The sequence below is a fragment of the Pseudoxanthomonas sp. PXM01 genome (assembly GCF_014851815.1).
In the GTDB taxonomy this organism is placed as follows: domain Bacteria; phylum Pseudomonadota; class Gammaproteobacteria; order Xanthomonadales; family Xanthomonadaceae; genus Pseudoxanthomonas_A.
Genome location: NZ_JACVAJ010000002.1, coordinates 1107715 through 1129293 on the forward strand (window position 1 = coordinate 1107715; position 21579 = coordinate 1129293).

The 21579-nt window shown below is 63.0% G+C and carries 20 protein-coding genes and 1 tRNA gene; 12 read left to right on the forward strand and 9 right to left on the reverse strand.

The window, feature by feature from the left end; genetic code table 11:
* Positions 1-55: 55 nt before the first annotated feature.
* Entirely contained in the window at positions 56-652 is a 597-nt protein-coding gene (locus tag IB230_RS14670) for an RNA pyrophosphohydrolase (protein WP_192273522.1), read from the reverse strand.
* A gap of 116 nt (positions 653-768) precedes the next feature.
* On the opposite strand from IB230_RS14670, the gene IB230_RS14675 reads away from it, so the two are divergent.
* Positions 769-845 (forward strand) — tRNA-Met (locus IB230_RS14675).
* A 176-nt stretch (positions 846-1021) separates the two neighbouring features.
* Complete coding sequence (locus IB230_RS14680; protein WP_192273524.1) at positions 1022-2278, forward strand: integrase arm-type DNA-binding domain-containing protein; 1257 nt, start codon at positions 1022-1024, stop codon at positions 2276-2278.
* A 282-nt stretch (positions 2279-2560) separates the two neighbouring features.
* Here IB230_RS14680 and IB230_RS19750 read toward each other — a convergent pair whose 3' ends face one another.
* Positions 2561-2836 (reverse strand): fasciclin domain-containing protein, encoded by a 276-nt coding sequence (locus IB230_RS19750; protein ID WP_192273528.1) that lies wholly within the window; start codon positions 2834-2836, stop codon positions 2561-2563.
* Positions 2837-3152: 316 nt separating this feature from the next.
* On the opposite strand from IB230_RS19750, the gene IB230_RS14695 reads away from it, so the two are divergent.
* The 6 genes from IB230_RS14695 to IB230_RS14720 all read left to right on the forward strand — a co-directional run bounded on the left by IB230_RS14695 (position 3153) and on the right by IB230_RS14720 (position 13859).
* Complete coding sequence (locus tag IB230_RS14695; protein ID WP_192273530.1) at positions 3153-3446, forward strand: hypothetical protein; 294 nt, start codon at positions 3153-3155, stop codon at positions 3444-3446.
* Positions 3443-3685, forward strand: coding sequence for a hypothetical protein (locus tag IB230_RS14700; RefSeq protein WP_192273534.1), 243 nt, complete (start codon positions 3443-3445; stop codon positions 3683-3685). The genes IB230_RS14695 and IB230_RS14700 overlap by 4 nt, the downstream gene beginning before the upstream one ends.
* A 38-nt stretch (positions 3686-3723) precedes the next feature.
* A complete protein-coding gene (locus tag IB230_RS14705) occupies positions 3724-3999 on the forward strand; it encodes a hypothetical protein (RefSeq protein ID WP_192273536.1) in 276 nt (91 codons plus the stop codon).
* A 178-nt stretch (positions 4000-4177) separates the two neighbouring features.
* Entirely contained in the window at positions 4178-12880 is an 8703-nt protein-coding gene (locus IB230_RS14710) for a glycoside hydrolase family 94 protein (protein ID WP_192273538.1), read from the forward strand.
* Between the two features lie 8 nt (positions 12881-12888).
* Positions 12889-13110, forward strand: a complete 222-nt coding sequence (locus tag IB230_RS14715; RefSeq protein ID WP_343227326.1) for a hypothetical protein — start codon at positions 12889-12891, stop codon at positions 13108-13110.
* Between the two features lie 122 nt (positions 13111-13232).
* Positions 13233-13859, forward strand: coding sequence for a hypothetical protein (locus tag IB230_RS14720; protein ID WP_192273540.1), 627 nt, complete (start codon positions 13233-13235; stop codon positions 13857-13859).
* A 69-nt stretch (positions 13860-13928) separates the two neighbouring features.
* Here the strand turns inward: IB230_RS14720 and IB230_RS19755 are convergent, their stop codons facing one another.
* Positions 13929-14183, reverse strand: a complete 255-nt coding sequence (locus IB230_RS19755; protein WP_225589523.1) for a hypothetical protein — start codon at positions 14181-14183, stop codon at positions 13929-13931.
* Positions 14184-14450: a hemerythrin domain-containing protein gene (locus tag IB230_RS19760; RefSeq protein ID WP_225589524.1), complete on the reverse strand. Its 267-nt coding sequence runs from the start codon at positions 14448-14450 to the stop codon at positions 14184-14186. It lies immediately after the preceding gene.
* 187 nt (positions 14451-14637) lie between these two features.
* Between IB230_RS19760 and IB230_RS14730 the strand changes: the two genes are divergently transcribed.
* Positions 14638-15009, forward strand: coding sequence for a hypothetical protein (locus tag IB230_RS14730; protein WP_192273542.1), 372 nt, complete (start codon positions 14638-14640; stop codon positions 15007-15009).
* Positions 15010-15308: 299 nt separating this feature from the next.
* Positions 15309-16091 carry an autotransporter outer membrane beta-barrel domain-containing protein gene (locus IB230_RS14735; RefSeq protein WP_192273544.1) on the forward strand — a complete coding sequence of 261 codons (783 nt, stop codon included), beginning with the start codon at positions 15309-15311 and terminating at the stop codon, positions 16089-16091.
* 214 nt (positions 16092-16305) lie between these two features.
* Here IB230_RS14735 and IB230_RS14740 read toward each other — a convergent pair whose 3' ends face one another.
* The gene (locus IB230_RS14740) at positions 16306-16818 is read right to left on the reverse strand and encodes a nuclear transport factor 2 family protein (RefSeq protein WP_192273546.1); all 513 of its coding nucleotides are present in this window, start codon (positions 16816-16818) and stop codon (positions 16306-16308) included.
* A 614-nt stretch (positions 16819-17432) separates the two neighbouring features.
* Between IB230_RS14740 and IB230_RS14745 the strand changes: the two genes are divergently transcribed.
* On the forward strand, positions 17433-17888 hold the full coding sequence (locus tag IB230_RS14745; RefSeq protein WP_192273548.1) for a carboxymuconolactone decarboxylase family protein: 456 nt from the start codon (positions 17433-17435) through the stop codon (positions 17886-17888).
* A 348-nt stretch (positions 17889-18236) separates the two neighbouring features.
* On the opposite strand, the gene arsH is transcribed toward IB230_RS14745, so the two are convergent.
* From arsH to IB230_RS14765, 4 genes are read right to left on the reverse strand one after another with little or no spacing between them, the layout of a single operon-like run.
* A complete protein-coding gene (gene arsH / locus IB230_RS14750) occupies positions 18237-18956 on the reverse strand; it encodes an arsenical resistance protein ArsH (protein WP_192273554.1) in 720 nt (239 codons plus the stop codon).
* Positions 18949-19596 (reverse strand): MIP/aquaporin family protein, encoded by a 648-nt coding sequence (locus tag IB230_RS14755; protein ID WP_192273555.1) that lies wholly within the window; start codon positions 19594-19596, stop codon positions 18949-18951. The genes arsH and IB230_RS14755 overlap by 8 nt, the downstream gene beginning before the upstream one ends.
* Positions 19593-20096 (reverse strand): arsenate reductase ArsC, encoded by a 504-nt coding sequence (locus tag IB230_RS14760; RefSeq protein ID WP_192273556.1) that lies wholly within the window; start codon positions 20094-20096, stop codon positions 19593-19595. The genes IB230_RS14755 and IB230_RS14760 overlap by 4 nt, the downstream gene beginning before the upstream one ends.
* Positions 20097-20117: 21 nt before the next feature.
* Positions 20118-20438 carry a metalloregulator ArsR/SmtB family transcription factor gene (locus tag IB230_RS14765; RefSeq protein WP_192273557.1) on the reverse strand — a complete coding sequence of 107 codons (321 nt, stop codon included), beginning with the start codon at positions 20436-20438 and terminating at the stop codon, positions 20118-20120.
* A gap of 258 nt (positions 20439-20696) precedes the next feature.
* Here IB230_RS14765 and IB230_RS14770 point away from each other — a divergent pair, with 258 nt between their 5' ends.
* Entirely contained in the window at positions 20697-21479 is a 783-nt protein-coding gene (locus IB230_RS14770) for an outer membrane beta-barrel protein (RefSeq protein ID WP_192273558.1), read from the forward strand.
* Positions 21480-21579 lie beyond the last annotated feature (100 nt).

Below are 21579 nucleotides of genomic sequence, written 5' to 3' on the forward strand. Positions count from 1 at the left end.
GGCGCGACGGGCACGGAACGGCCCGCGACCATTCCACCTCGAATGAGAATGATTGTCAATTCTTAACAGGCTCGCCGGCTCCGCCCCGTTTACGGGCCGGCCGGTCGCGGTTGCGTCGGCGCGGCGCCTCGGGCGCCCTGGGATCGGGCAGCTGGGCCGGGATCGCCTGCGGCCCGGCGACGCTCCGGGCAAACGCAGCCAGATGCCCCAGCGCGCTGGCGTAAACGCGGCGCTTGAAGATCACCACGTGCTCCAGCGGGTACCAGAAGTCCACCCAGCGCCAATGGTCGAATTCCGGGCTCTCGGTCAGATCCAGGCGCAAGTGCGCCTCGTCGCCGATCAGGCGAAGCAGAAACCACACCTGCTTCTGCCCGATGCAGACCTGCCGTTCGGTGCGCCGGATTGCACGAGGAGGCAGGCGATAGCGCAGCCAGCCGGGCGTGACACCCAACACTTCCACATGTTCGGGCAACAGGCCGGTTTCTTCGCGCAACTCGCGGTACATGGCCTCGACCGGCGTCTCGTCCGTGTTCATGCCGCCTTGCGGGAACTGCCAGCCATCCCGGCGCACGCGTCGCGCCCAGAACACCCGGCCATCCGGCCGCATCAACACGATACCGACATTGGGTCGGTAGCCGTCCGGATCGATCACGATGCGGACTCCTGAAATCTACTGCCCCCGACTCTGCCACGCGTTGTCGCAGGCGACAAGCACGCTTCCCAAGCTTGACAGGGATGGGGTGGAAATGAAGAATACGCGGTTCCCGCGGCTATGTAGCTCAGCCGGTTAGAGCACAGCACTCATAATGCTGGGGTCGGTGGTTCGAGTCCACCCATAGCCACCACGCGGTAGTACAAGCAAGTCCAACTAAGGCCGGAAAGCCCAGTAAAATCAAGGCTTCCGGCCTTTTTTGCGCCCGATGTAGTCCGAGGGAATCCATTGCAAGCCGGCGGTAAGGGGCGGTAACTTTGACGGTAAGCGACCTACCGCCAAAACTGTTACCGCCAAGGCCGTTTTCGCATGCCTCTGACCGACACCGCGATTCGCAAAACAAAACCTGAACAGAAGCCGCTTAAATTGCGCGATGGCGGCGGTCTCTACCTGATTCTCAGGCCCGATGGCGCGCGCTGGTGGCGGCTGGACTACCGCCGTCCGGTCTCCGGGAAGCGAAATACGCTCAGCCTGGGGACCTATCCCGATACAAGCCTCGCGGAGGCGCGCACTGAGCGGGATCTGGCTCGTAAGCAACTTGCCAAAGGCATCGATCCTGGGGAACACCGGAAGGCTGAGCAGTCCGCCGGGATCGAGCGAGCGGCAAACAGCTTTGAGGTCATCGCACGCGAATGGCTGGCAGTAAAAGCTCATGGCTGGACCAACAGCCACCATGCCAAGCAGCAGATGCGTCTTGAAGGCCATGTCTTTCCCTGGATCGGCAAGAAACCGATCGCGGAAGTGGGGGTGTCCGATCTTCGCCCCCTACTCGGTCGTATGGTTGAGCGCAGTCATCATGAACAAGCTCACCGGGTCATGGCGGCCATAAGCAGCGTATTCAAATACGCAGTGGCTACCGAGCGCGCCGAACGCAATCCGGCTGCGGACTTGGGTGCTGCCCTACCGTCACGCAGGAAGCGCAGCTTTCCAACCATCACCGACCCGAAGCTCGTGGGGCGACTTCTGCGAGCCATGGACGGATATCGCGGTGAGGCCGTAACGGCGGCAGCACTGAAGTTGGCACCGATGACCTTTGTGCGTCCGGGCGAATTGCGCGGCGCCCGCTGGGCTGAGTTCGACCTGGACCATCCCGATGGCGCGCGCTGGGTCATCCCTCCCGGCCGCAGGAAACTGCCTAAGGCTGAAAAAGAGAATCCGAATGCCGAGCCGCACGTGGTCCCACTTGCGGAGCAGGCTGTAGCCATCCTCCGAGACCTACAGCCACTAACAGGTCACAGGGAGTACGTGTTTCCTGGGGTCCGCGACCCCAAGCGCTGCATGTCAGAAAACACTGTGAACGCGGCCTTGAGAAACCTTGGCTACGATGGCGACACCATTGTCGGCCACGGCTTCCGCCACATGGCCTCCACACTACTCAATGAGCTCGGCTTCAACCCGGACGCGATCGAGCGCCAACTCGCCCACAAGGGACAGGGGGTGCGAGCGATCTATAACCTTGCAAAGCATCTCCCCGAGCGCAGGAAGATGATGCAGGCTTGGGCGGACTATCTGGACGCATGCAAGGCAATGGGAACTGACGGGCAATTCGCTTCCAAAGCGGCCTGATTGTCTGCGTTGGCAAGTCCGCAAGCGGCCAGAAGCGGACAAACGCAGGAAAAAGGTATTGATGCACGCAATATGCATCGGGCGCGCCAAGCGCCATGCTTCGGGAACATGGAAAAGAAAACGGCAGGGATTGCCCCTGCCGCTTGCATTCCTTTGCTGCCTCACCTCAGCGAGGCGGGGGTTCGGGAATGTTGACTTTGTCGATGCCATGGATCACGCCATTCCTGGGCATGATGTCGGGACGCGTGATCTGCGCCCCGTCGATGCTTAGCTGACTACCCACTATCGCGATGGATGCAGCCTGCCCTTGCAGCGTGGGCGCTGCTTCCCATCCTCCGACGTCCATGATTGTCTTGCGGCCGAGAACCACGTGCCGTGCGGCAGTTGCCGGAACGCTTCATCCGTGGGCGCGAACAACGTGTACTGATCGGCACCGTTGAATGATTCCGTCAGTCCGGCCTTGTCAATCGCATAAATGAAGGTGCGGAACGAACGCTTGCTTCTGAGCATGCCAAGAAGGTTCTCTTGCAAGAAGCCCTCTTTCTGTAGCATCTCCATGGAGAATTTCCTGCGAGGCGGGCCCGGGATTGGCGTCGTGTGGGCGGCCGCAGACACCGCCGTAACCTGGCGCGGCGCCAGGCTCGAACTCAATGCGGAGAATGGGAGGGGCAATGCGCGGCTGAGCAGCCGATACGGTCCTGCACCATAACTTCATCATCATGCGCTGTCGGCCGTTACTGCGGCGTGACGCCTTATGCGCAGAAATACACATGACGTCGCCCCTCAGCGTGCTACCGTGGATTCACGCGGGATTCCGAAGCTGGCTAACTTCCGCGCCCGCAGTGTGCCGGCTCGCACAAGATCGGGAGCCGCTATGAACACCAAACGACATCGCGTCGTGCGGGGTGTCCACGCGTTTCAGCGTATGGCCCACCTGTTGAATGATCGCGCCGTGGAATGCGCGGAGAACGAAGGCTGGCCCATCCAGGCGGATGCTGACGATACGCCCCGCGCGATCGCGCGCTCCGGCGTCCTTCAACGCGTGGTGGTGCTGCTTCGCCAGCACGTCAGGAAAGAATGGCATTTCTGGTCGGGAAGAAGGGACTCGAACCGCCGCATCAAGGTTCGTCCTACCATTCCGCTGGCGGCTCTGGGAACAATGCCATGAGCAGCATCTCACTGGTCATTTCGACGCTTGGCGTCGAGTCCATCGATGCACTGCTGGATCCGGAGCGGGATACGCGCGTCAACGCTTATCGTCTGGTCCATGAGCAGCAAGGGCGAGGCAGTGACGTTCGCTGGTTCTTCTTCGCCAAAGCCGATCTTTCCAAGCCGGAAGCAATGGCGCGTGCACAGCAATGGTATGAGACATCCCGGCACCCTGACTGGCCAGGCTTTACACACTAGCAAGGCTCAGTCGAGCGGATTGGCCGGAGGTGCCACGCATGCAACGCGAACAGAGGCAGGTCTTCCTGCTGCACTTGGGTGCCCGCCAATCCATCGGCCCTGACGATCTGCGCGTCATCTGGGCGACCGCGTGCGAATCCATGGACGTCCGCGTGAGCCGTCGCGTCCAGCAGGGCAGCAGCGCGGAAGGCAGGCGCCCCTGCTACGGCCTCTGGGTGCGGCGCACCTTCAATCGCATTGCCGCCGAGGAGCGCCTGCGTGCGATGCTGGATGCGCGCGGCTTTCTTTTCACGCTGACGCCGATGCTCACTTAGGAACTCTCTCATTCACGCGACGTGGCGCGTACCCGGCGAGCCGTCGCAACGGCGCGAACGCGTCTCGTGGTTTCGGCCGTGATGCCCTCGCGACTGCGCCGCATCCTTCACACCCACCTCCTGATATGCGTGCAAGGATGGGTTCCACGTCGGTCAGCCGCTCCCCACAGGATTTCCGATGCCCCAGGTCTGGAGGATTTTCAGCCGCTGGTTACGCCTGCGTCGGCGTCTGTGGCGCTGGCGCCGCGCCGCGATCCAGAAGCCGTTGCGCGCGGAAGCACCGCTGCGCGCGCAATTGTTCAATGTGGAGCAGATGGAACTGCACGGCCGCGCACTGGCGCGTGCTCATCGGATACTTCCACAGGCTGGACCGGAACGCCTGCTGGACCGCCTGGCCGAGAACGAAGGCCTGCTGGATGATGTCTGCGCGCTGCTGACGCGGATGGTCCAGGACGACATGCGCATCACGCCAGCCGGCGAATGGTTGCTGGACAACTACTACCTGGTGGAAGAGCAGATCGTCACCGCACGGCGGCATCTGCCGAAAGGTTACAGCCGCCAGCTCCCGTCCCTCAGCCAAGGACCCTCGAGCGGCCTTCCGCGCGTGTACGACCTGTCCCTGGAGGCCATCGCGCACGGCGATGGCCGCATCGACGCCGAAACGCTGCGCCGCTTCTTCGCCGCCTATCAGTCCATCACGCCACTGAAACTCGGTGAGTTGTGGGCCATCCCGATCATGTTGCGACTGGCGCTTATCGATAACCTGCGACGTATGGCAGTGCGCGTGATGCGCGACGGCGACGATCACCGCTTGGCCAGCGAGTGGGCCGCCCAGCTCAACCGGACGGCGGCGGAGAATCCAAAGGACGTGGTGCTGGTCATCGCCGACATGGCCCGCTCGGATCCGCCGCTGAGCGGCGCATTCGTTTCCGAGCTGACGCGTGGCCTGCAGGGACGGGGCGGCGTTTTCTCCATGCCGATCACCTGGCTGGAGCAATGGGCGGCGGATGGCGGGCTGCGCATCGAGGAACTGGTGCATCTGGAAAGCCAGCAGCAGGCCGCGGACCAGGTGTCGATCAGCAACAGCATCGGTAGCCTGCGTTTCCTGGCCAACATGGACTGGCGGGAATTCGTCGAAGACATGAGCGTGGTCGAGCGCACGCTCCGTGCCGACCCGGCGCGCACGTACGCGCTGATGGATTTCAGCACCCGCGACAGTTACCGGCACGTGGTGGAAAAGATCGCACGGCTCGCGAATGTCGGTGAGAACGCGGTGGCGGAGATCGCGCTGCAGTTGGCGCAGGCCGCCGCCACTGCCGCGCCGGGCCATCACCAGGCGCACGTCGGCTTCTATCTGGTGGACGATGGCGTCGGCCGAACGCAGGCAGCGGTGACCGCCTCGTTGCCCGGCGCGCGGCCGGTTCGCCTTCGGCCGCGCCGTATTCCGCTGGCGATCTATCTGATCCCGATCGCGATCATCATCGGCCTGTTCACTCACGGCCTGCTGACGGCGGGGTCAGCGACACAGGCGGTGCCGACGTGGCTGCTGGCAATGCTCGCGCTCCTCGCCTTCAGCGAACTGGGCATAGCGCTCGTCAATTGGATGGCAACCCTGCTGGTACCGCCCCGCCCCCTGCCCCGGATGGATTTCTCCAATGGCATCCCGGCCACGGCGCGCACGCTGGTAGTGGTCCCCAGCATGCTGAGCAGCGCGGAGGGGGTGGACAGTCTGGTCGAAGCATTGGAAGTACGCTTCCTGGCGAACCGCGACGGTCACCTGCACTTCGCCCTGCTCACCGACTTCCTGGATGCGAACGAGGCTTCGCTGCCAGGCGATGCCGCGCTGTTGGCCCATGCCGTACACCGGGTCGAACAGCTCAATCGCCGGTACGCACCCGAACGGGCTGACGAAGGCGGTGGCGACCTGTTTTTCCTGTTCCATCGACCGCGCCTGTGGAATCCGCGCGAACGGCGCTGGATGGGCTACGAACGCAAACGAGGCAAGCTGGCGGCATTGAACCGGCTGCTGCGTGGCGGACTGGGAGAAGACTTCCTGCAGGTGACCGGCAACATCGGCGTGCTGGCGCAGGTGCGCTACGTGATCACGCTGGACACGGACACCAAATTGCCGCGAGACGCCGCGCGCGAGTTCGCCGGCACGCTGGCGCACCCGCTCAACCAGGCCGTGTTCGACCCGCGGCGACGGCGCGTGGTCCGCGGCTACGGCATCCTGCAGCCCAGCGTAGGCACCAGCCTCAGCGGGCGGCCGAGTTCGCGCTATGCGCGCATGTTCGGCAGTGAGCCCGGCATCGATCCCTACACACGCACCGTATCGGACGTCTACCAGGACCTGTTCGGCGAGGGGTCCTTCGTCGGCAAGGGCATCTACGATGTGGATGCATTCGAGCATGCGCTCGCGGACCGCTTTCCCGACAACCGTATCCTCAGCCATGACCTGCTGGAGGGGTGCTACACACGTGCCGGCCTGGTCAGCGACGTGCGTCTGTTCGAAGACTATCCGTCGCGCTACGCGGCTGACGTGAAGCGGCGCTATCGGTGGATCCGCGGCGACTGGCAGCTGCTGCCGTGGTTGTTGCCGTGGGTACCGCGCCGCGGCAGCGGGCTTGAGCGCAATCCGCTGTCCTGGCTCTCGCGCGGCAAGCTGCTCGACAACCTGCGACGCAGCCTGGTGCCGACGGCCACCTTCGCCCTGCTGGTGCTGGGCTGGCTGTTCTCGCCGGACCCGCTCGCCTGGACCGCGTGGCTGCTGAGCCTATGGGCCCTGCCCGTGCTGCTTCCGGCGCTGCGGGATGTGGTCGCCCTGCCGGTGGACATGCCGCTGGAAACCCATCTGGTGCAGGTGGGGAAATCCTGTCTGAAGCAACTCTGGCGCGCGGTCGTCAATGTGGCCTGCCTGCCCTACGAGGCTTTTTTCAGCCTAGGCGCGATCCTGCGCACGCTCTGGCGCCTCGTGGTCACACGACGGCACCTATTGCAGTGGAACCCGTCCAGCGAAGTCGAACGCAGTCTGGGCAGCGGTGTGAGCGCGGAGCTCTACAGCATGGCGCCGGCACCGCTGATCTCGGCCGCCGTCGCCGCACTGCTGGTGATGAAACAGCCGGCCGCACTGTGGGTGGCCACGCCCTTGCTGCTGCTCTGGCTGCTGTCGCCGGTGCTGATGGCTTGGCTTGGCCGCCCGCCGGACCGGCGGACGGACAAGCTGTCCGCACTGCAGTTGGCGTTCCTCGGCAAGCTGTCGCGACGGACGTGGGCCTTCTTCGAAACCTATGTGCGCGCAGAGGATCACTGGCTGCCACCCGACAACGTGCAAGAGCATCCGGCGCTGGTGGTGGCGCGACGCACCTCGCCGACCAACATCGGCTTGTCGCTCCTGGCCAACCTGGCGGCCTACGATTTCGGCTACCTGCAGGCGGGCGGCGTGATGGAGCGCACCCGCCTCGCGTTCGACACGCTGGAGATGCTGCCCCGCCATCGCGGGCACTTCTACAACTGGTACGACACCGAAACCTTGCAGCCGCTGCCGCCGGCCTATGTTTCCACGGTGGACAGCGGCAACCTTTCCGGGCACCTGCTGACCCTGCGACAGGGCCTGCTGGCACTGGCCGATGCCCCTGTCCTGGCACCCGCTACGTTCTCCGGGCTGGCTGACACCCTGGCCGTGCTGGAAGACGCACTCGAGGACACGCAGACCGACGGCGACGCATCGTCGTTGGCGGTGTTCGAGTTCCGCACCGTCCTGACGCAGGCACAGCGCGAGCCGCCAGCGACCGTTACCGATGCGGAACGCATGCTGGCGCGCCTGGTCGTGCACGCGGAGGGCATCGTCGCGACCTGGCCCACCATCGATCCAGACCAGACCCATCCGCATCACTGGCCGACCGCGCTTGTCGAGGGCTGCAGGTCGGCGCATGCGGAGCTTCAGTTCCTGCTACCCGATGCCGACGCATGGGCCGGTGACCGCCTGCCTACGCTGCGCGAACTGCAGGAGGGTCCCGCAGGCACGCTGGCGACCCGACGCGCACGGGAACGGATACATCAACTCGAACGCCTGGCGCACATCGCCGGGCAGTTCTCGCTGATGGAATACGAGTTCCTCTATGACCGCGCACGCCACCTGTTGGTGATCGGCTACAACGTTGACGAACACCGCTTGGACAACGGGCTCTACGACCTGCTGGCGTCGGAAGCACGCCTCTGCAGCTTCGTGGCGATCGCGCAGGGACAGTTGCCGCAGGAAAGCTGGTTTGCGCTGGGCCGCCTGCTGACCGAGGTCAACGGCGATGCGACGCTGCTCTCATGGAGTGGCTCCATGTTCGAGTACCTGATGCCGCAGCTGGTCATGCCCAGCTATCCGGACACCCTGCTCGACCAGACGTCCCGGCATGCGGTGGAAGCGCAGATCCTGCACGGTGAGCATCATGACGTGCCCTGGGGCATCTCCGAGTCGGGCTACAACACCGTCGACGCACGCATGAACTACCAGTACCGCGCCTTCGGCGTACCCGGGCTGGGCCTCAAGCGCGGGCTGGGCCAGGACCTGGTCATCGCGCCCTACGCCACGATGATGGCGTTGATGGTGGCGCCGGAGGCGGCCTGCCAGAATCTGCAAAGACAGGAAGCCCTTGGCTTCGGTGGCCACTTCGGGCTGTACGAAGCGATCGATTACACACCGGCTCGCGTCCCGCCAGGCCAGGACCACGTGGTGGTGCGCTCCTTCATGGCCCATCACCAGGGCATGGGATTCCTCTCGCTCGTTCACTTGCTGCGGCAGCAGCCCATGCAGCGACGCTTCGTGGCCGATGCCGAGTTCCAGGCGACGCTGCTGCTGCTTCAGGAGCGCATCCCGCATACCGGCGTATTCCACCCGCACGAAGCCGAAACGCTGGGTTCGCGCGCCGCGCCCACCGAAACCGAGACCCAGCTGCGCATCTTCCGCAATGCCGGGACGTCGCGTCCAGCAGTGCAACTGCTCTCCAATGGGCGTTACCACGGCCTGGTTACCAGCGCCGGCGGTGGCTACAGCCGCCACCGTGACCTGGCGGTCACGCGCTGGCGCGAGGACGGGACGCGCGACCACTGGGGCAACTTCTGCTACCTGCGTGACGTGGAAAGCGGTGAGTTCTGGTCCCCCTCGCTGCAGCCGGCGTGCGTGCCGGTGGACCACTACGAGGCGATCTTCTCCGATGCGAAGGCGGAGTTCCGCGGACGCAAGCGCGGCTACGAGAGCCATCTGGAGATCGCCATCTCCGCCGAGGACGACATCGAGCTGCGCCGACTGCGCCTGAGCAACCGCAGCCGGCTTACACGCACGATCGAGATCACGACCTATGCCGAGGTGGTGCTGGCGCCCGCCATCGCGGACGAGTTACACCCGGCCTTCAGCAATCTGTTCGTGCAATCCGAGATCGTGCGCGAGAAGCAGGCATTGCTGTGCACGCGCCGACCGCGCGCGCACGACGAGGTACCGCCATGGATGTTCCATCTGGTGGCAGTGCATGACGCCGACATCAGCGCGATCTCGTACGAGACCGATCGCGCACGCTTCCTCGGTCGCGGCAACACGCCGCGCACGCCGGTGGCGTTGGCCGAGCAGGACGCGCTGTCCGACAGCGAAGGCTCGGTACTGGACCCGATCGTGGCCATCCGTTGCCGGATCGAGCTGGCGCCGGGCCAGACCGCGATGATCGACATGGTGCACGGCGTGGGCGTGGACCGCGAAGCCTGCGCCGGACTGATCGACAAGTACCGCGATCGCCGGCTCGCCGACCGCGTCTTCGACCTGGCCTGGACCCACAGCCAGGTCGTCCGCCGCCAGATCAACGCATCGCAGGCGGATGCGCAACTCTATGAACGGCTGGCCGGGCTGATTGTCTATGCGCACCCACTGCTGCGCGCGGACGCCGATGTCCTGTTGCAGAACCAGCGCGGCCAGTCCGGTCTCTGGGGTCACGCGATCTCGGGCGACCTGCCCATCGCCCTCCTGCAGATCTCCGATGCCGACAACATCGAGCTGGTCCGCCAGATGGTGCAGGCACACGCCTACTGGCGCCTCAAAGGACTGCGCGCGGACCTGGTGATCTGGAACGAAAGCCAGGCCGGCTACCGGCAGCAGCTGCAGGACCTGATCCTGGGCATGATCTCGGCAGACCCGGAGGCGAATGTGCTGGATCGTCCGGGCGGCATCTTCGTGCGCCCGGGCCAGCAGATGTCGCAGGAGGACCGAATCCTGTTGCAGTCGGTGGCGCGGGTGATCATCAGCGACCAGCAGGGATCGCTGGCCGCACAGATCGGTCGCCGCGAGCCCGCCGAACGGATCATGCCGACGCTGTTGGCGGAGGGGCCACGCGAGGATCCTGTGGAGCTTCCCGCGCTCGACGAATCGACCGGGCTGCCACCACCGATGGAGGTAGATGAGGAAGACGACAGTTGGCCTTTCGAGGCCGTGTCCGGCACCTTCGTTCACGACAACGGCACCGGCGCTTTCTCGGCTGATGGCCGCGAGTATGTGATCACCACCCGCGAAGGCAGCCCGACACCGGCGCCTTGGTCCAACGTGCTGGCCAACGAAAGGCTGGGCACGGTAGTCAGCGAAAGCATGGCGGGTTACACCTGGTTCGAGAACGCGCATGAGTTCCGCCTCACGCCCTGGCACAACGACCCGGTCGCTGACAGTGGTGGCGAAGCGTTCTATCTGCGCGACGAGGACACCGGACACGTGTGGTCGCCGCTTCCACTGCCACGCCGGGGCCGTGGGGCGTACCGGACGCGCCATGGCTTCGGCTACAGCGTGTACGAGCACATCGAAGATGGCATCGCCAGCGAATTGTGGGTGTATGTGGCGGTCGAGGATGCGGTCAAGTACTCGGTACTGAAGCTCCGGAATCTGTCCGGACGTGCACGCCGACTCTCTGCCACCGGTTACGTGGAATGGGTGCTGGGTGACCTGCGGGTCAAATCGCAGATGCACATCATCACCGAGCAGGATGCTGCCAGCGGCGTCTTGACGGCACGCAATCCCTACAACACCGAGTTCAACGGCCGGGTTGCGTTCTTCGATACCGATGCCAGTGGCTGCAGCTTCACGGGCGACCGCACCGAATTTCTCGGCCGCAATGGCAGCATGGCCGATCCGGCGGCTCTGCAGCGCGAGCGTTTGTCCGGTCGCCTGGGCGTAGGTCTCGATCCGTGCGCCGCCATCCAAGTGCCGTTGTCGCTGCTCGATGGCGAGGCATCCGAGACGGTGTTCCGGCTCGGCATGGGCAAGGACTATGAGGACGCCCTGTATCTGGCCCGTCGCGTGCAGGGCGCGCAGCGGGCGCACGACGCACTGGACGCCGTCCGCATCCACTGGCGTGGACTGCTGACGTCCGTGCAGGTCAGTACGCCGGAGCCCTCCGTCGATGCGTTGGTGAACGGCTGGCTGATGTACCAGACCCTCGCGTGCCGCTACGTGGCACGTAGTGGCTACTACCAGTCCGGGGGTGCCTTCGGCTTCCGCGACCAGTTGCAGGACACCATGGCGACGCTGCACGTCAAGCCAGCGTTGACGCGCGCGCACCTGCTGCTGTCTGCGGCTCACCAGTTCCCGCAAGGGGACGTGCTGCATTGGTGGCACCCACCGCAGGGGCGCGGTGTACGCACGCGCTGCTCGGACGATTACCTCTGGCTGCCGTTGGCGGCATCCCGCTATCTGCGGGTAACGGGTGATGCCAGCGTGCTGGACGAGCAAGTCGGCTTCGTCGACGGCCGCCCGGTCGGTTTCGACGAAGAGTCGTACTACGACATGCCCGCAACGTCGTACCTGCGGCAGTCCTTCTACCAGCATTGCGTACTGGCCCTTCGCCGTGGCTGCAGTCTTCTGGGCGAACGTGGACTCCCCCTGATCGGGACGGGCGACTGGAACGACGGCATGAACCGCGTTGGCGAGGCCGGTCGGGGGGAAAGCGTGTGGCTCGGCTTCTTCCTCTACGACACGCTGCAACGCTTTATCGACGTGGCGCGCATGCGTGGCGACGATGCATTCGCCGACGAATGCATAGAGCACGCCGAGCGCTTGCGCGAGAACCTCGAAGCCCATGCATGGGATGGCCAGTGGTACCGGCGGGCCTGGTTCGACGACGGTGCCCCGCTGGGCTCCAGCCAGAGCGATGAATGCCGGATCGATTCGATCTCGCAGAGCTGGTCGGTGTTGTCGGGGGCCGCGGATCCCGTGCGCGCACGCCAGGCGATGGCGTCACTGGATCGGTATCTCGTGAAGCGAGAGGCAGGACTGATCCAGTTGCTCGAGCCTCCCTTCGACAAGACCCCGAAGGATCCCGGCTACATCCGGGGTTACGTACCGGGCGTGCGCGAAAACGGTGGCCAGTACACGCATGCCGCGGTATGGGCCGCAATGGCATTCGCGCATCAGGGCGACACGGAGCGGGCGTGGGAGCTGGCACGCATGATCAATCCGATCCATCACGCGCAGGATCCGGATGCCACCGCAGTCTACAAGGTGGAGCCCTACGTGCTCGCCGCCGATGTCTATGGCGTGGCGCCGCATGTCGGCCGGGGCGGCTGGACCTGGTACACCGGTTCCGCCGGCTGGATGTACCGTCTGCTGACCGAGTCGCTGCTGGGCCTGCAGCGCATCGGGGACGAGCTGGCACTGGACCCCTGCCTGCCGCGTGAATGGACGGAATACGAGCTGCGCTACCGCTTCGGGTCCAGCCTCTACGTCATCTCCATCACGCAACGGGACGCCCATGCGGCCACCCTGCAACTGGATGGCGTTGGCCAGGCAGGATTGCGCTTCCCACTCGTGGACGACGGCAACGTGCATCGGGTGAAAGCAAGCTGGCCGCGCGCTCCGATATGAAACCTCGCGTGCAGCTGGATGCGGAACTGGACAGACTGGCCATCATGTTGCCGCCCTGGCTGCAGCATCTCCGGCATGAAGCCCAGTTCTGGCCTCAGTTCAATGCGCTTGCGAAAGAGATCCTGGATCAGGCTGGCGACGAAGATATCCAGCATGTGAAGGGCCGCCTGGATTTCATGCTCAGGACACATGCATGCAGATTATCCGGAATCAGCCACCATCGACTTTAGGCTGGCCGTCCGCCTGTTAGGACATTGCTTCCATGTACGCTTTGGGTCGGAAGCGGCAACACGTGATGTCCTAACGCCCCTAGTCGTGCCGTTGGAAAGTGTACGGACCAAGGAGCCAGCGCATGTCGCTTCTACTCGCAGTACTGCTCGCAACACAGGCTGCCGGCAACACCGTGCCTGGTCAGTGCACCGCGCCGGCCAGCGAGCACGTGGGAGAGCCCGGTTGCTACTTGTCCGCAGAGGTTGATATCGAGGCTCCCAGCGGCGAGCTCTACTGGCACATCTACTCTCTTTCGACGCTCATTGATGCCCGCGTCGCCGCGACGCACGCTGGGCAGGCCGTGGCTGCAGAAGCCCATGGAAAGGCATGGCTTCACGTGATGGGTGATACCAGGCCCGGCCTCATCCATGGCGCCACTATCAGGGAGTCAATCGGACCCATCCGTGCACCGGCGAAGGGCCGTGTACGCTTGCTTGAGTCCTGGTTTCCGCCGGGTATGACGACGCGAGCTCACTCCCATCCGAGACCAGAAGTCTTCTATGTTCTGGAAGGAGAACAGTGCGTGGAAACGCGCGATGGCATTGCCCTGGTGGCCGCAGGTGAGCACTACATTCTGGATGGAGGGCCGCACCTGCAGGCCTCACCCAAAGGGCGGCGAAGCCTGGTATTGCTGGTCATACCTGATGACACCCCTTGGATGAGTTTGGAGTCTGACTGGAGTCCGAAAGAAATTTGCTCAGGCAAGTAGCTCGGCCGAGTAGCTGTCCTTTGCTGGAAGTTGCGGCAGCACCCGTCGCGCGGGCGCTCCCGCAATCAATCAATTCTTACTAGCCTTCACAACCGCCTTGACGTTAGCTTTAGCTTTCTCGGCAGCCAGCGCGTCCTTAGCCGCGTCCGAGCTCTTCCAAGCCTCGTAGTCTTCATCCAACAGAGAGCGCTCTTCGGTAGTGAAGAGCTTCCGAGCCATCTTGAACATTGTGTTTTCTTCTTCCTTCGCGTGGTGATCGATGAGTTCACCGAACACTTTGGTACGGCCTGCGAACTCAGGCGTTCCGATCGCTGCGGCATGCACCTATGGAATTACAGAGTTTTCTACCGCGTGATGCTCCGCCAAGGCCTCCGCATGAGTCTGCAGGCCATCTCTATCCGCCCTTTCCTTGAATGCAGGATAGAAGACTTTTTCTTCCCACTTTGCGTGAGGAACTAGCGCCGCCTCGATCTTTCCTAGAAGCTCCTCTCGTTTCTTTACGCCTCGGTCTGTGGTGCCCTTTAGCTCCTCGAAAAGGCCCCTCAAATCGTCGTGTTCTGATTTCAGCGTTTTTAAGATATCGCGTGCCATGTGATTGCCTGCCTTAATAGGTGGGTGTTTTGGGCATGTACCGGAACGGCGCAGACCCTAGATTGGCCCTGTCACAGGCCGCTGAGTTTTGCTCTGATTGCTTTACGCTCGCACTGGCTGGTGTTTCGCTCGAAAACAAAGAGCTCCCGGGGGAGCTCTTTGAGTGCAGTAGCGGGACCCGAGCTGCGTGGGCAGTCGCGTGCCCGTCCCGCTATTGCTCGCCTCGGCCAGTCCCGGTCTCGTCGCCGTCACCTTCTTGTTCATCTTCTTCGTCAGGCGACGGGCCTTGATCTTCCTGATCCTCATCCTGTCCATCCTGACCTTGTCGCTGGTCATCTCGCCGCTGAGCATCCTGGCCACCCTGATTCGGATTCTGGCCCTTACCGCCTTGGCCCTGATGTTCGTCTTCGGGATCGCGCGGTGTCTGGGTAGTGTTGTTGCCCATCGGAATTCTCCAACTCGACTGAATGCCGAGGTGAAATCAACTTGCGCGCCGTGGCGAGACGACAGTGTGCCGGTCACCTGTACAGCACGAAGCGCTGCACACATGCCTAACTGACACCGAACAGCTCGTACTCCACGGCAACTAGTCTTTCAGAGCAGCCCCCCCCCTCGTCAAACGATGCGTGAGAGGTTTGGTGTTGCGCTTGCGAAGTCTGTGTCGGCTATGCGACTGCAAAGCACGTTGCCACTTGTGCCGACCAGCGGCGCCGGCCGATACAGCAACGTGCATAACGCGTGAGGTCTTTTGAAACCCCGCTTACATTCGCCCTCTCCCTTGAATCTTCTCCCTCGGTCAGCGCGTAGCGGATTGGCTTACAGACAGTAAGCAGCTGACTCAACCCCTGGGAGTGGCACATGAATACCAAGATTCTTGGCGCATTGATGTTGGTGGTGGCCGGCCCCGGCTACGCGGCAGGTCCAGAAGAAGGCAAGTTCTCCATGTCGGTTTCGGGCGGCGTTGACATGCCGGTCAGCGGCGACGTCCACTCCGGCGCCGTGGCGCAGGTGCCGGATCTCGCTCCGTTGAATCCCGCACTTGCAGGTGTCAGTGCGGAGTTGCGCATTCGCTCCCGTAGCCACGAGCAGATCTACGGCACGGCCAGGTCGTTGGGCTTGGAACTGGGCTATGGACTGAGTGATCGGAGCGAAGTATTCCTTCAGGCTAGGGAGACCAGCGCCGACGAAGGCCGCGTGCGCGTCGGTGCGGCATACGTGCCGGCGCTCGATGCCGAGCTCGACATCTTCGGAAGGTTCTCGAGCTATGACGCGTACACGTGGGAGGCGGGTTACCGGCGCTTCTTTCGCGACGGTGGCCGGGTCAGGCCGTTCTTTGCGGCACGCCTGGGTGCGACCGAAACCGATATCATCCGGGCCACCTTCGAGATCCCCGACGCTTCGATCTCGATCCCGAATGCGCGGTTCTACGAGAAGGGCTGGGCGCTGAGCGCCGGGCTTGAGGCCGGCGCACAGATCTCGTTCACCGAGCACTTCAGCATGACACTCGCTGCAGGGGTGAACTACATCGACGATCTTTCCGACGATGATTCCGCGATCGCCGGGCTCGGTCTGGCGGCCATCAACGACACCGGAAGTCGCGTCTCAATACCGCTGTCCATCACCGGCCGCTGGGACTTCTGAGAACGTCCAACGGCGGGCACGGCAACGTGCCCGTCGCCCTCGCTCGACGTCAACCACTGACGCAATGGAGGCCCACTAAGCTGGCGCCTCCACTCAAATAGATTTATGTCCGCTATCGGCCAGAAGCGGACATCGACCAACGTCTGAACTAAGCCGCTCCGCGAAGCGGCGTCGGCTTTAATGAACTGCTAGGCAGGCATGGTCACACCGCACCCTACTCTGGTGGATTAGTCGCTGCCTGTGACGGTGGAACTGAACTTGAGTGAGTTGTTGCAATTTTCCATTGCCCATTCTCTTTCACAGCCACCATGCTTGACACCAGTGTGCCGGTAAAGGCATATCCCTCTGCCGTGTGTCCACGCCAAATGCTTCGCCCTGTCAGCACTGCCACGTCGCCGTAGACACGCACCTTCAAGCCGCTTTCTCCGAACTCAGCAGCTTCGAACTCATTGGTCGCAGCTGGGGGGTTATTATACTCAGCGATGAATTGTGCTCTGGAACTGACTACGCCATCTGGATTTACGTCCATGTAGTCGTCGGCCAGTAGCTGCTCCATCGCGGCGACGTCTCGCCTGACAATGGCGCTTGCAAGTTCGTTGGCAAGAGCCTGTATGTATTTGGCGGTGGTCGTGTCGCTCGATTGTTGGTCGGCCACTTGGCCGAACACGTGGGGAGACAAAGGAAACGCTAAGGCTATAAGCGTAGCGATGGCCAGTGCTCTAAACATAGTCTCTCTCCCTTTGATGTTGAGAAAAGCTGAACCGGGAACTGGTTGGACAGTCAGCCCGCCCAACTATCTAACAGCCCGATCCTTGGGGCCGGTTATACGACTTGTCCTCAGCGCACCATGTAGTGGGCTCTCCCCCTTGGTGCGACTCGATCTTAGGGTGGCTGGGGCCGGCTAACAAGCCGAGGCATCACCGGACCCAGCAGGGTGCAGAGCGCGCGCTATGGCCAGCTCACGCACTAGCGAAGTCCCCCGCGGCCAGACATGCAAATCCGGCGCACATGCTGCCGTCCTCGTGCAGAGCGGAACCTCCATGGTGTTTCGCCCGCAAACAATTGCAATCTGTGTCTACCTCAGGGGGAGATAGTCACCCTGCCCCTGAGAACAGGGCGTACGCGGTGAGCCAACTTGACCATTCCGTACCCAGCAAGTCCGGCAGTCGGGATGTCTAGAGCATCGCGTGGGCGCTGCAATCAGGGCGGAGCGGATCGCGCAAGGCGCAGGCAGACGCGGTCCACTGGGCTGTCACAGATTGACCCGCTAGGCCGTCCAAGATAGGGATGGGCTAGCAACGTGCCAGCTTACCAACTTCAATTGCAAGGAATTCGACACAAATGAAACGAGCAAACTGGTTTACGGTTTCCCCCGAAGGGGCAAAGGCAATCGGAGCCATGCACCACTTCGTCACGAAGGACACGGCGCTTCCCGCCAAGCTGATCCATCTGGTCTTCTTGCGGGTCTCTCAGATCAACGGGTGTGCCCACTGCATCGACATCCATACGCGCGACGTGATGAAAGAGGGTATGTCGGTGGATACCGTAGTTCTTGTTCCAGTCTGGCACGAAGCTGAGTACCTTTTTACGGAGCAGGAGCGAGCAGCACTAGCATGGGCGGAAGAAGTAACACGTGTCAGTGAAACGCATGCCTCCGATGAGGCATACGCTGCAGCAGCAGCCGTGTTCTCTGAAAAGGATCTAGTCGATCTTACATTGACTATCGCCGCAATGAACGCGATCAATCGCCTGGGGGTCAGTTTCCGACTGAAGCCCCGCGCCAAAGCAGACGCATAAGGCGACGGACGCAACTGGCAGCAACAAACTGAAGCCGCTGCCGTCGACTTGCATCATCCCGAAGCCGGAACTAAGCCGACTTACACCAGAAGCGTCGATTTCACGTCCGGACGGTTCTCGTCCGCATCCAGTGGAAACAGCTGAAAAGGCCCGCGTTAGCGGGCCTTGTTCGGTCTTGCTTGTAAACATCGCTTCGGAACTGCGCTGGAGGCTTTACGAATGCGTCGGTCCTTCGCCGGAGCCGGGATGCCGGCGAGGACCGCCCCCATCCCAACCTGCCTCGCGACCGCTTCCGGCCAGAAGCGGACATGGGCGCCGACCAGAGAGATCGGCAGGCCACTTCCGTACCTAGATCGCGCGGAGGCTGACCCGCTTGGCGAGCTCTTCCGCGCTCTCCTTCCGTTCGCTATAGCGATCGACGAGGTAGGGCGAGACATCCCGGGTCAATAGCGTGAATTTCATGAGCTCTTCCATGACGTCCACGACGCGGTCATAGAAAGCGGAGGGCTTCATGCGCCCGTCTTCGTCGAACTCGTTGAACGCCTTTGCGACAGAGGACTGGTTGGGGATCGTGATCATGCGCATCCAACGCCCAAGCACACGGAGCTGGTTCACCGCATTGAAGGACTGCGAACCGCCGGAGACCTGCATGACGGCCAGCGTCTTGCCTTGGGTTGGTCGTACGGAGCCTTGAGACAACGGAATCCAATCGATCTGCGCTTTCATGATGCCGCTCATGGAACCGTGTCGCTCGGGTGAGCTCCAGACCATGCCCTCCGACCATTGCACCAGTTGCCGCAGTTCTTGGACCTTTGGATGGGTATCGGGCTCTCCATCTGGAAGCGGCAGGCCTGTCGGATCGAAGAGCCGGGTCTCGGCCCCCATCGCCTGAAGTAGTCGAGCCGCCTCCAGCGCGAGCAACTTGCTGTATGACCTCTTCCTCAGCGATCCGTAGAGCAGAAGGAAACGCGGGGCGTGCATAGCGCGCGGGGTCGAGGATAGTCGGTCAACCTCGGGCAAATGGAACAGTTCGGCCGAGATGTTGGGCAGATCGCCAGGATTAGACATGAGGCTTTCCAAGTAGCTTGTGGATCATGGCGCCCAGAGCAGCCCCAATGGCCTGCGCCACAACGAAGGCAGGCACGTCGCCAGGCGAAATGCCGGCGAAGCTGTCACTGAACATGCGACCGAAGGCTGCAGCAGGATTCGCGAAAGAAGTCGACGAAGTGAACCAGTAGGCCGCACCGATATACGCAGCCACCATCATGGCTACACGGGATGCGGGTGCCCGCAGCACCACCAGCAGCAAACCCGCTGTCGCAACGATCTCGCCCAGCCATTGACCTGCGCCGGTCCGCACCTTCGCGGAGAACTCCAGCATCGGAAGATCGAACATGGCGTTCGCTAAGAGAGCACCGCTCACCGCGCCCGTGAGCTGGACCAGGATGTATGCCGGCAACAGGGCCTTGGGCAGTTCGCCACGCGCAGCCATCACGGCGCTGACTGCGGGATTCATGTGCGCACCACTGATCGGGCCAAACACCTCAATGAGAACGTAGAGTCCGCCAACGGTCGCGAGGGTATTTGCTAGCAAGGCGACGACGTCGTTTCCGCCCGCAAGACGCTCGGCCATGATGCCCGAGCCCACCACCGTCACCAGAAGCAGGCCCGTGGCCAAGAACTCGGCAAAGAGGCGCTGGCGGATCATTCAGCGCCGACGCGTCCGATTTCGCCCAGCTTTGCCTGTGCGGCCAGACGGTCGAGGCTTTGCAGCGGCAGGGATAGCAATAGCTCGATACGGCGGCGCAGTGTGGCGAACGCTGCGGTATAGGCTCGACGACGGTCTTCTTCATCGCCCGTGGCGGCTACCGGGTCGGGCACACCCCAGTGCGCGAGTGCAGGATGGCCCAGCCATACGGGGCACGCCTCTCCTGCAGCGTTGTCGCAGACCGTGATGACGATATCCATCTCAGGTGCGCCTTCCACGGCGAACTCGTCCCAGTTCTTGCTGCGCACCTGCCCGGCGTCATAGCCGATGGCCTCGGCAAGCTCCCGCGCCATCGGCTGGACGTGGCCGCTGGGGTGACTGCCAGCGCTATAGGCCTTGAACCGGCCGTGGCCCAGCACGTTGAGGATCGCCTCGGCCATGATGCTGCGCGCGGAGTTGCCGGTGCACAGGAACAGTACGTTGTAGCTCTTGTCGGTCATGTCGTATCTCTGGAATGCGGATCAACGGAGCTTCTTCTTGACTGCCGGCGTGCAGGACTTCCCCCCGCAGCAGTTCTCCGTCAGGAAGCCGATCAGACCGTTCATGCGGTCGTAGTCGGCACGTATCCGGATGACCCGTCCTTCCCGCTCGTCAGTGACAAGCCCCGCGGCACGCAATTGATTCAAGTGCGCTGTCAGCGTGGCGGGCGGCAAATCGAGCTGATCCCGCAGCTCGCCCACGGCCATTCCGTCTGGGCCGGCCTGTACGAGCGCGCGGTAGGCAGCAAGCCGGTGGTCGTGCGCGAGCGCACGAAGTGCTTGAACGGTCTGGGGCGTATCCATGCTTCTATATTTCCGGAATATTAGAAGTATTGCAACCCATCGTTGCAGCTGGATGACCGCTTCGGGTCGGAAGCGCACGCCGAACTAGTCCCAAGCAGTGCCGACAAACGGCAAGCGCGTACAGCGACGTCGACGCAGCGTGAGTAACTGTGAAAGGCTGCTTACATACGTCGTCCTGTTTGAATCCACCTCCATCACGGTTGCGTAGACCCCGTGCCTACAGTGGGTAGGCGCTATCCGTACTGATGGGAGAGGCACATGCAGATCAAACTTCTTGGCGCCGCCTTGCTGATGGCGGCAGGGCCCGCGTTCGCGGCAGGTCCCGAGCAGGGAAAATTCTCGATGTCGGTATTCGGTGGCGTCGACAGGCCGGTTAGCGGCGACGTCCACACCGGCGCCGTGGCACCGGTGCCGGATCTCGGTCCCTTGAACCCCGCGCTGGCGGGCGTCAGCGCGGAGTTGCGCATTCGTTCCCGTAGCCATGAGCAGATCTACGGCACTGCCAAGTCATGGGGCCTGGAAGTGGGCTATGGACTGAGCGACCGGAGCGAAGTGTTCCTCCAGGCGAGGGAGACCAGCGCCGATGATGGTCGCGTGCGAGTCGGTGCCGCCTACGTGCCGACGCTCGACACCGAGCTCGACGTATTCGGGAGGTTCTCGGGCTATGACGCGTACGCGTGGGAGGCTGGGTACCGGCACTTCTTCCGCGACGGCAGCAGGGTCAGGCCATTCGTCGCGGCGCGACTGGGTGCGACCGAAACCGATGTCATACGGGCCACCTTCGATATTCCCGATGCCGCGATCACGATCCCTAATGCGCCGTTCTACGAGAAGGACTGGGCACTGAGTGGCGGTCTTGAGGCCGGTGCGCAGATCTCGTTCACCGACCGCTTCAGTATGAGGCTCACCGCAGGGGTGAACTACATCGACGATCTCTCGGACGACGATTCCGCGATCGCCGGACTCGGCCTGGCTGCCATCAACGACACCGGTCGCCGCGTCTCGGTGCCGCTATCCATCACCGGCCGCTGGGACTTCTGAGAGCGTTCGACGGCGGGCGCGGCAACGTGCCCGCCGCCCAGGCCCGACGTCAGCAGCCGAGATCAGGCTATCGCCATCGGTGTCCGCTACCGGCCAGAAA

Excerpts from the sequence above, each read along its gene's own strand:
- IB230_RS14760 (WP_192273556.1), bottom strand. The coding sequence starts at position 20,096 with ATGACCGACAAGAGCTACAACGTACTGTTCCTGTGCACCGGCAACTCC.
- IB230_RS14720 (WP_192273540.1), top strand. The coding sequence starts at position 13,233 with ATGTCGCTTCTACTCGCAGTACTGCTCGCAACACAGGCTGCCGGCAAC.
- arsH (WP_192273554.1), bottom strand. The coding sequence starts at position 18,956 with ATGTCTAATCCTGGCGATCTGCCCAACATCTCGGCCGAACTGTTCCAT.
- IB230_RS14740 (WP_192273546.1), bottom strand. The coding sequence starts at position 16,818 with ATGTTTAGAGCACTGGCCATCGCTACGCTTATAGCCTTAGCGTTTCCT.
- IB230_RS14745 (WP_192273548.1), top strand. The coding sequence starts at position 17,433 with ATGAAACGAGCAAACTGGTTTACGGTTTCCCCCGAAGGGGCAAAGGCA.
- IB230_RS19750 (WP_192273528.1), bottom strand. The coding sequence starts at position 2,836 with ATGGAGATGCTACAGAAAGAGGGCTTCTTGCAAGAGAACCTTCTTGGC.
- IB230_RS14765 (WP_192273557.1), bottom strand. The coding sequence starts at position 20,438 with ATGGATACGCCCCAGACCGTTCAAGCACTTCGTGCGCTCGCGCACGAC.
- IB230_RS14755 (WP_192273555.1), bottom strand. The coding sequence starts at position 19,596 with ATGATCCGCCAGCGCCTCTTTGCCGAGTTCTTGGCCACGGGCCTGCTT.
- IB230_RS19760 (WP_225589524.1), bottom strand. The coding sequence starts at position 14,450 with ATGGCACGCGATATCTTAAAAACGCTGAAATCAGAACACGACGATTTG.
- IB230_RS14700 (WP_192273534.1), top strand. The coding sequence starts at position 3,443 with ATGAGCAGCATCTCACTGGTCATTTCGACGCTTGGCGTCGAGTCCATC.
- IB230_RS14770 (WP_192273558.1), top strand. The coding sequence starts at position 20,697 with ATGCAGATCAAACTTCTTGGCGCCGCCTTGCTGATGGCGGCAGGGCCC.
- IB230_RS14735 (WP_192273544.1), top strand. The coding sequence starts at position 15,309 with ATGAATACCAAGATTCTTGGCGCATTGATGTTGGTGGTGGCCGGCCCC.
- IB230_RS14705 (WP_192273536.1), top strand. The coding sequence starts at position 3,724 with ATGCAACGCGAACAGAGGCAGGTCTTCCTGCTGCACTTGGGTGCCCGC.
- IB230_RS14695 (WP_192273530.1), top strand. The coding sequence starts at position 3,153 with ATGAACACCAAACGACATCGCGTCGTGCGGGGTGTCCACGCGTTTCAG.
- IB230_RS14710 (WP_192273538.1), top strand. The coding sequence starts at position 4,178 with ATGCCCCAGGTCTGGAGGATTTTCAGCCGCTGGTTACGCCTGCGTCGG.
- IB230_RS14680 (WP_192273524.1), top strand. The coding sequence starts at position 1,022 with ATGCCTCTGACCGACACCGCGATTCGCAAAACAAAACCTGAACAGAAG.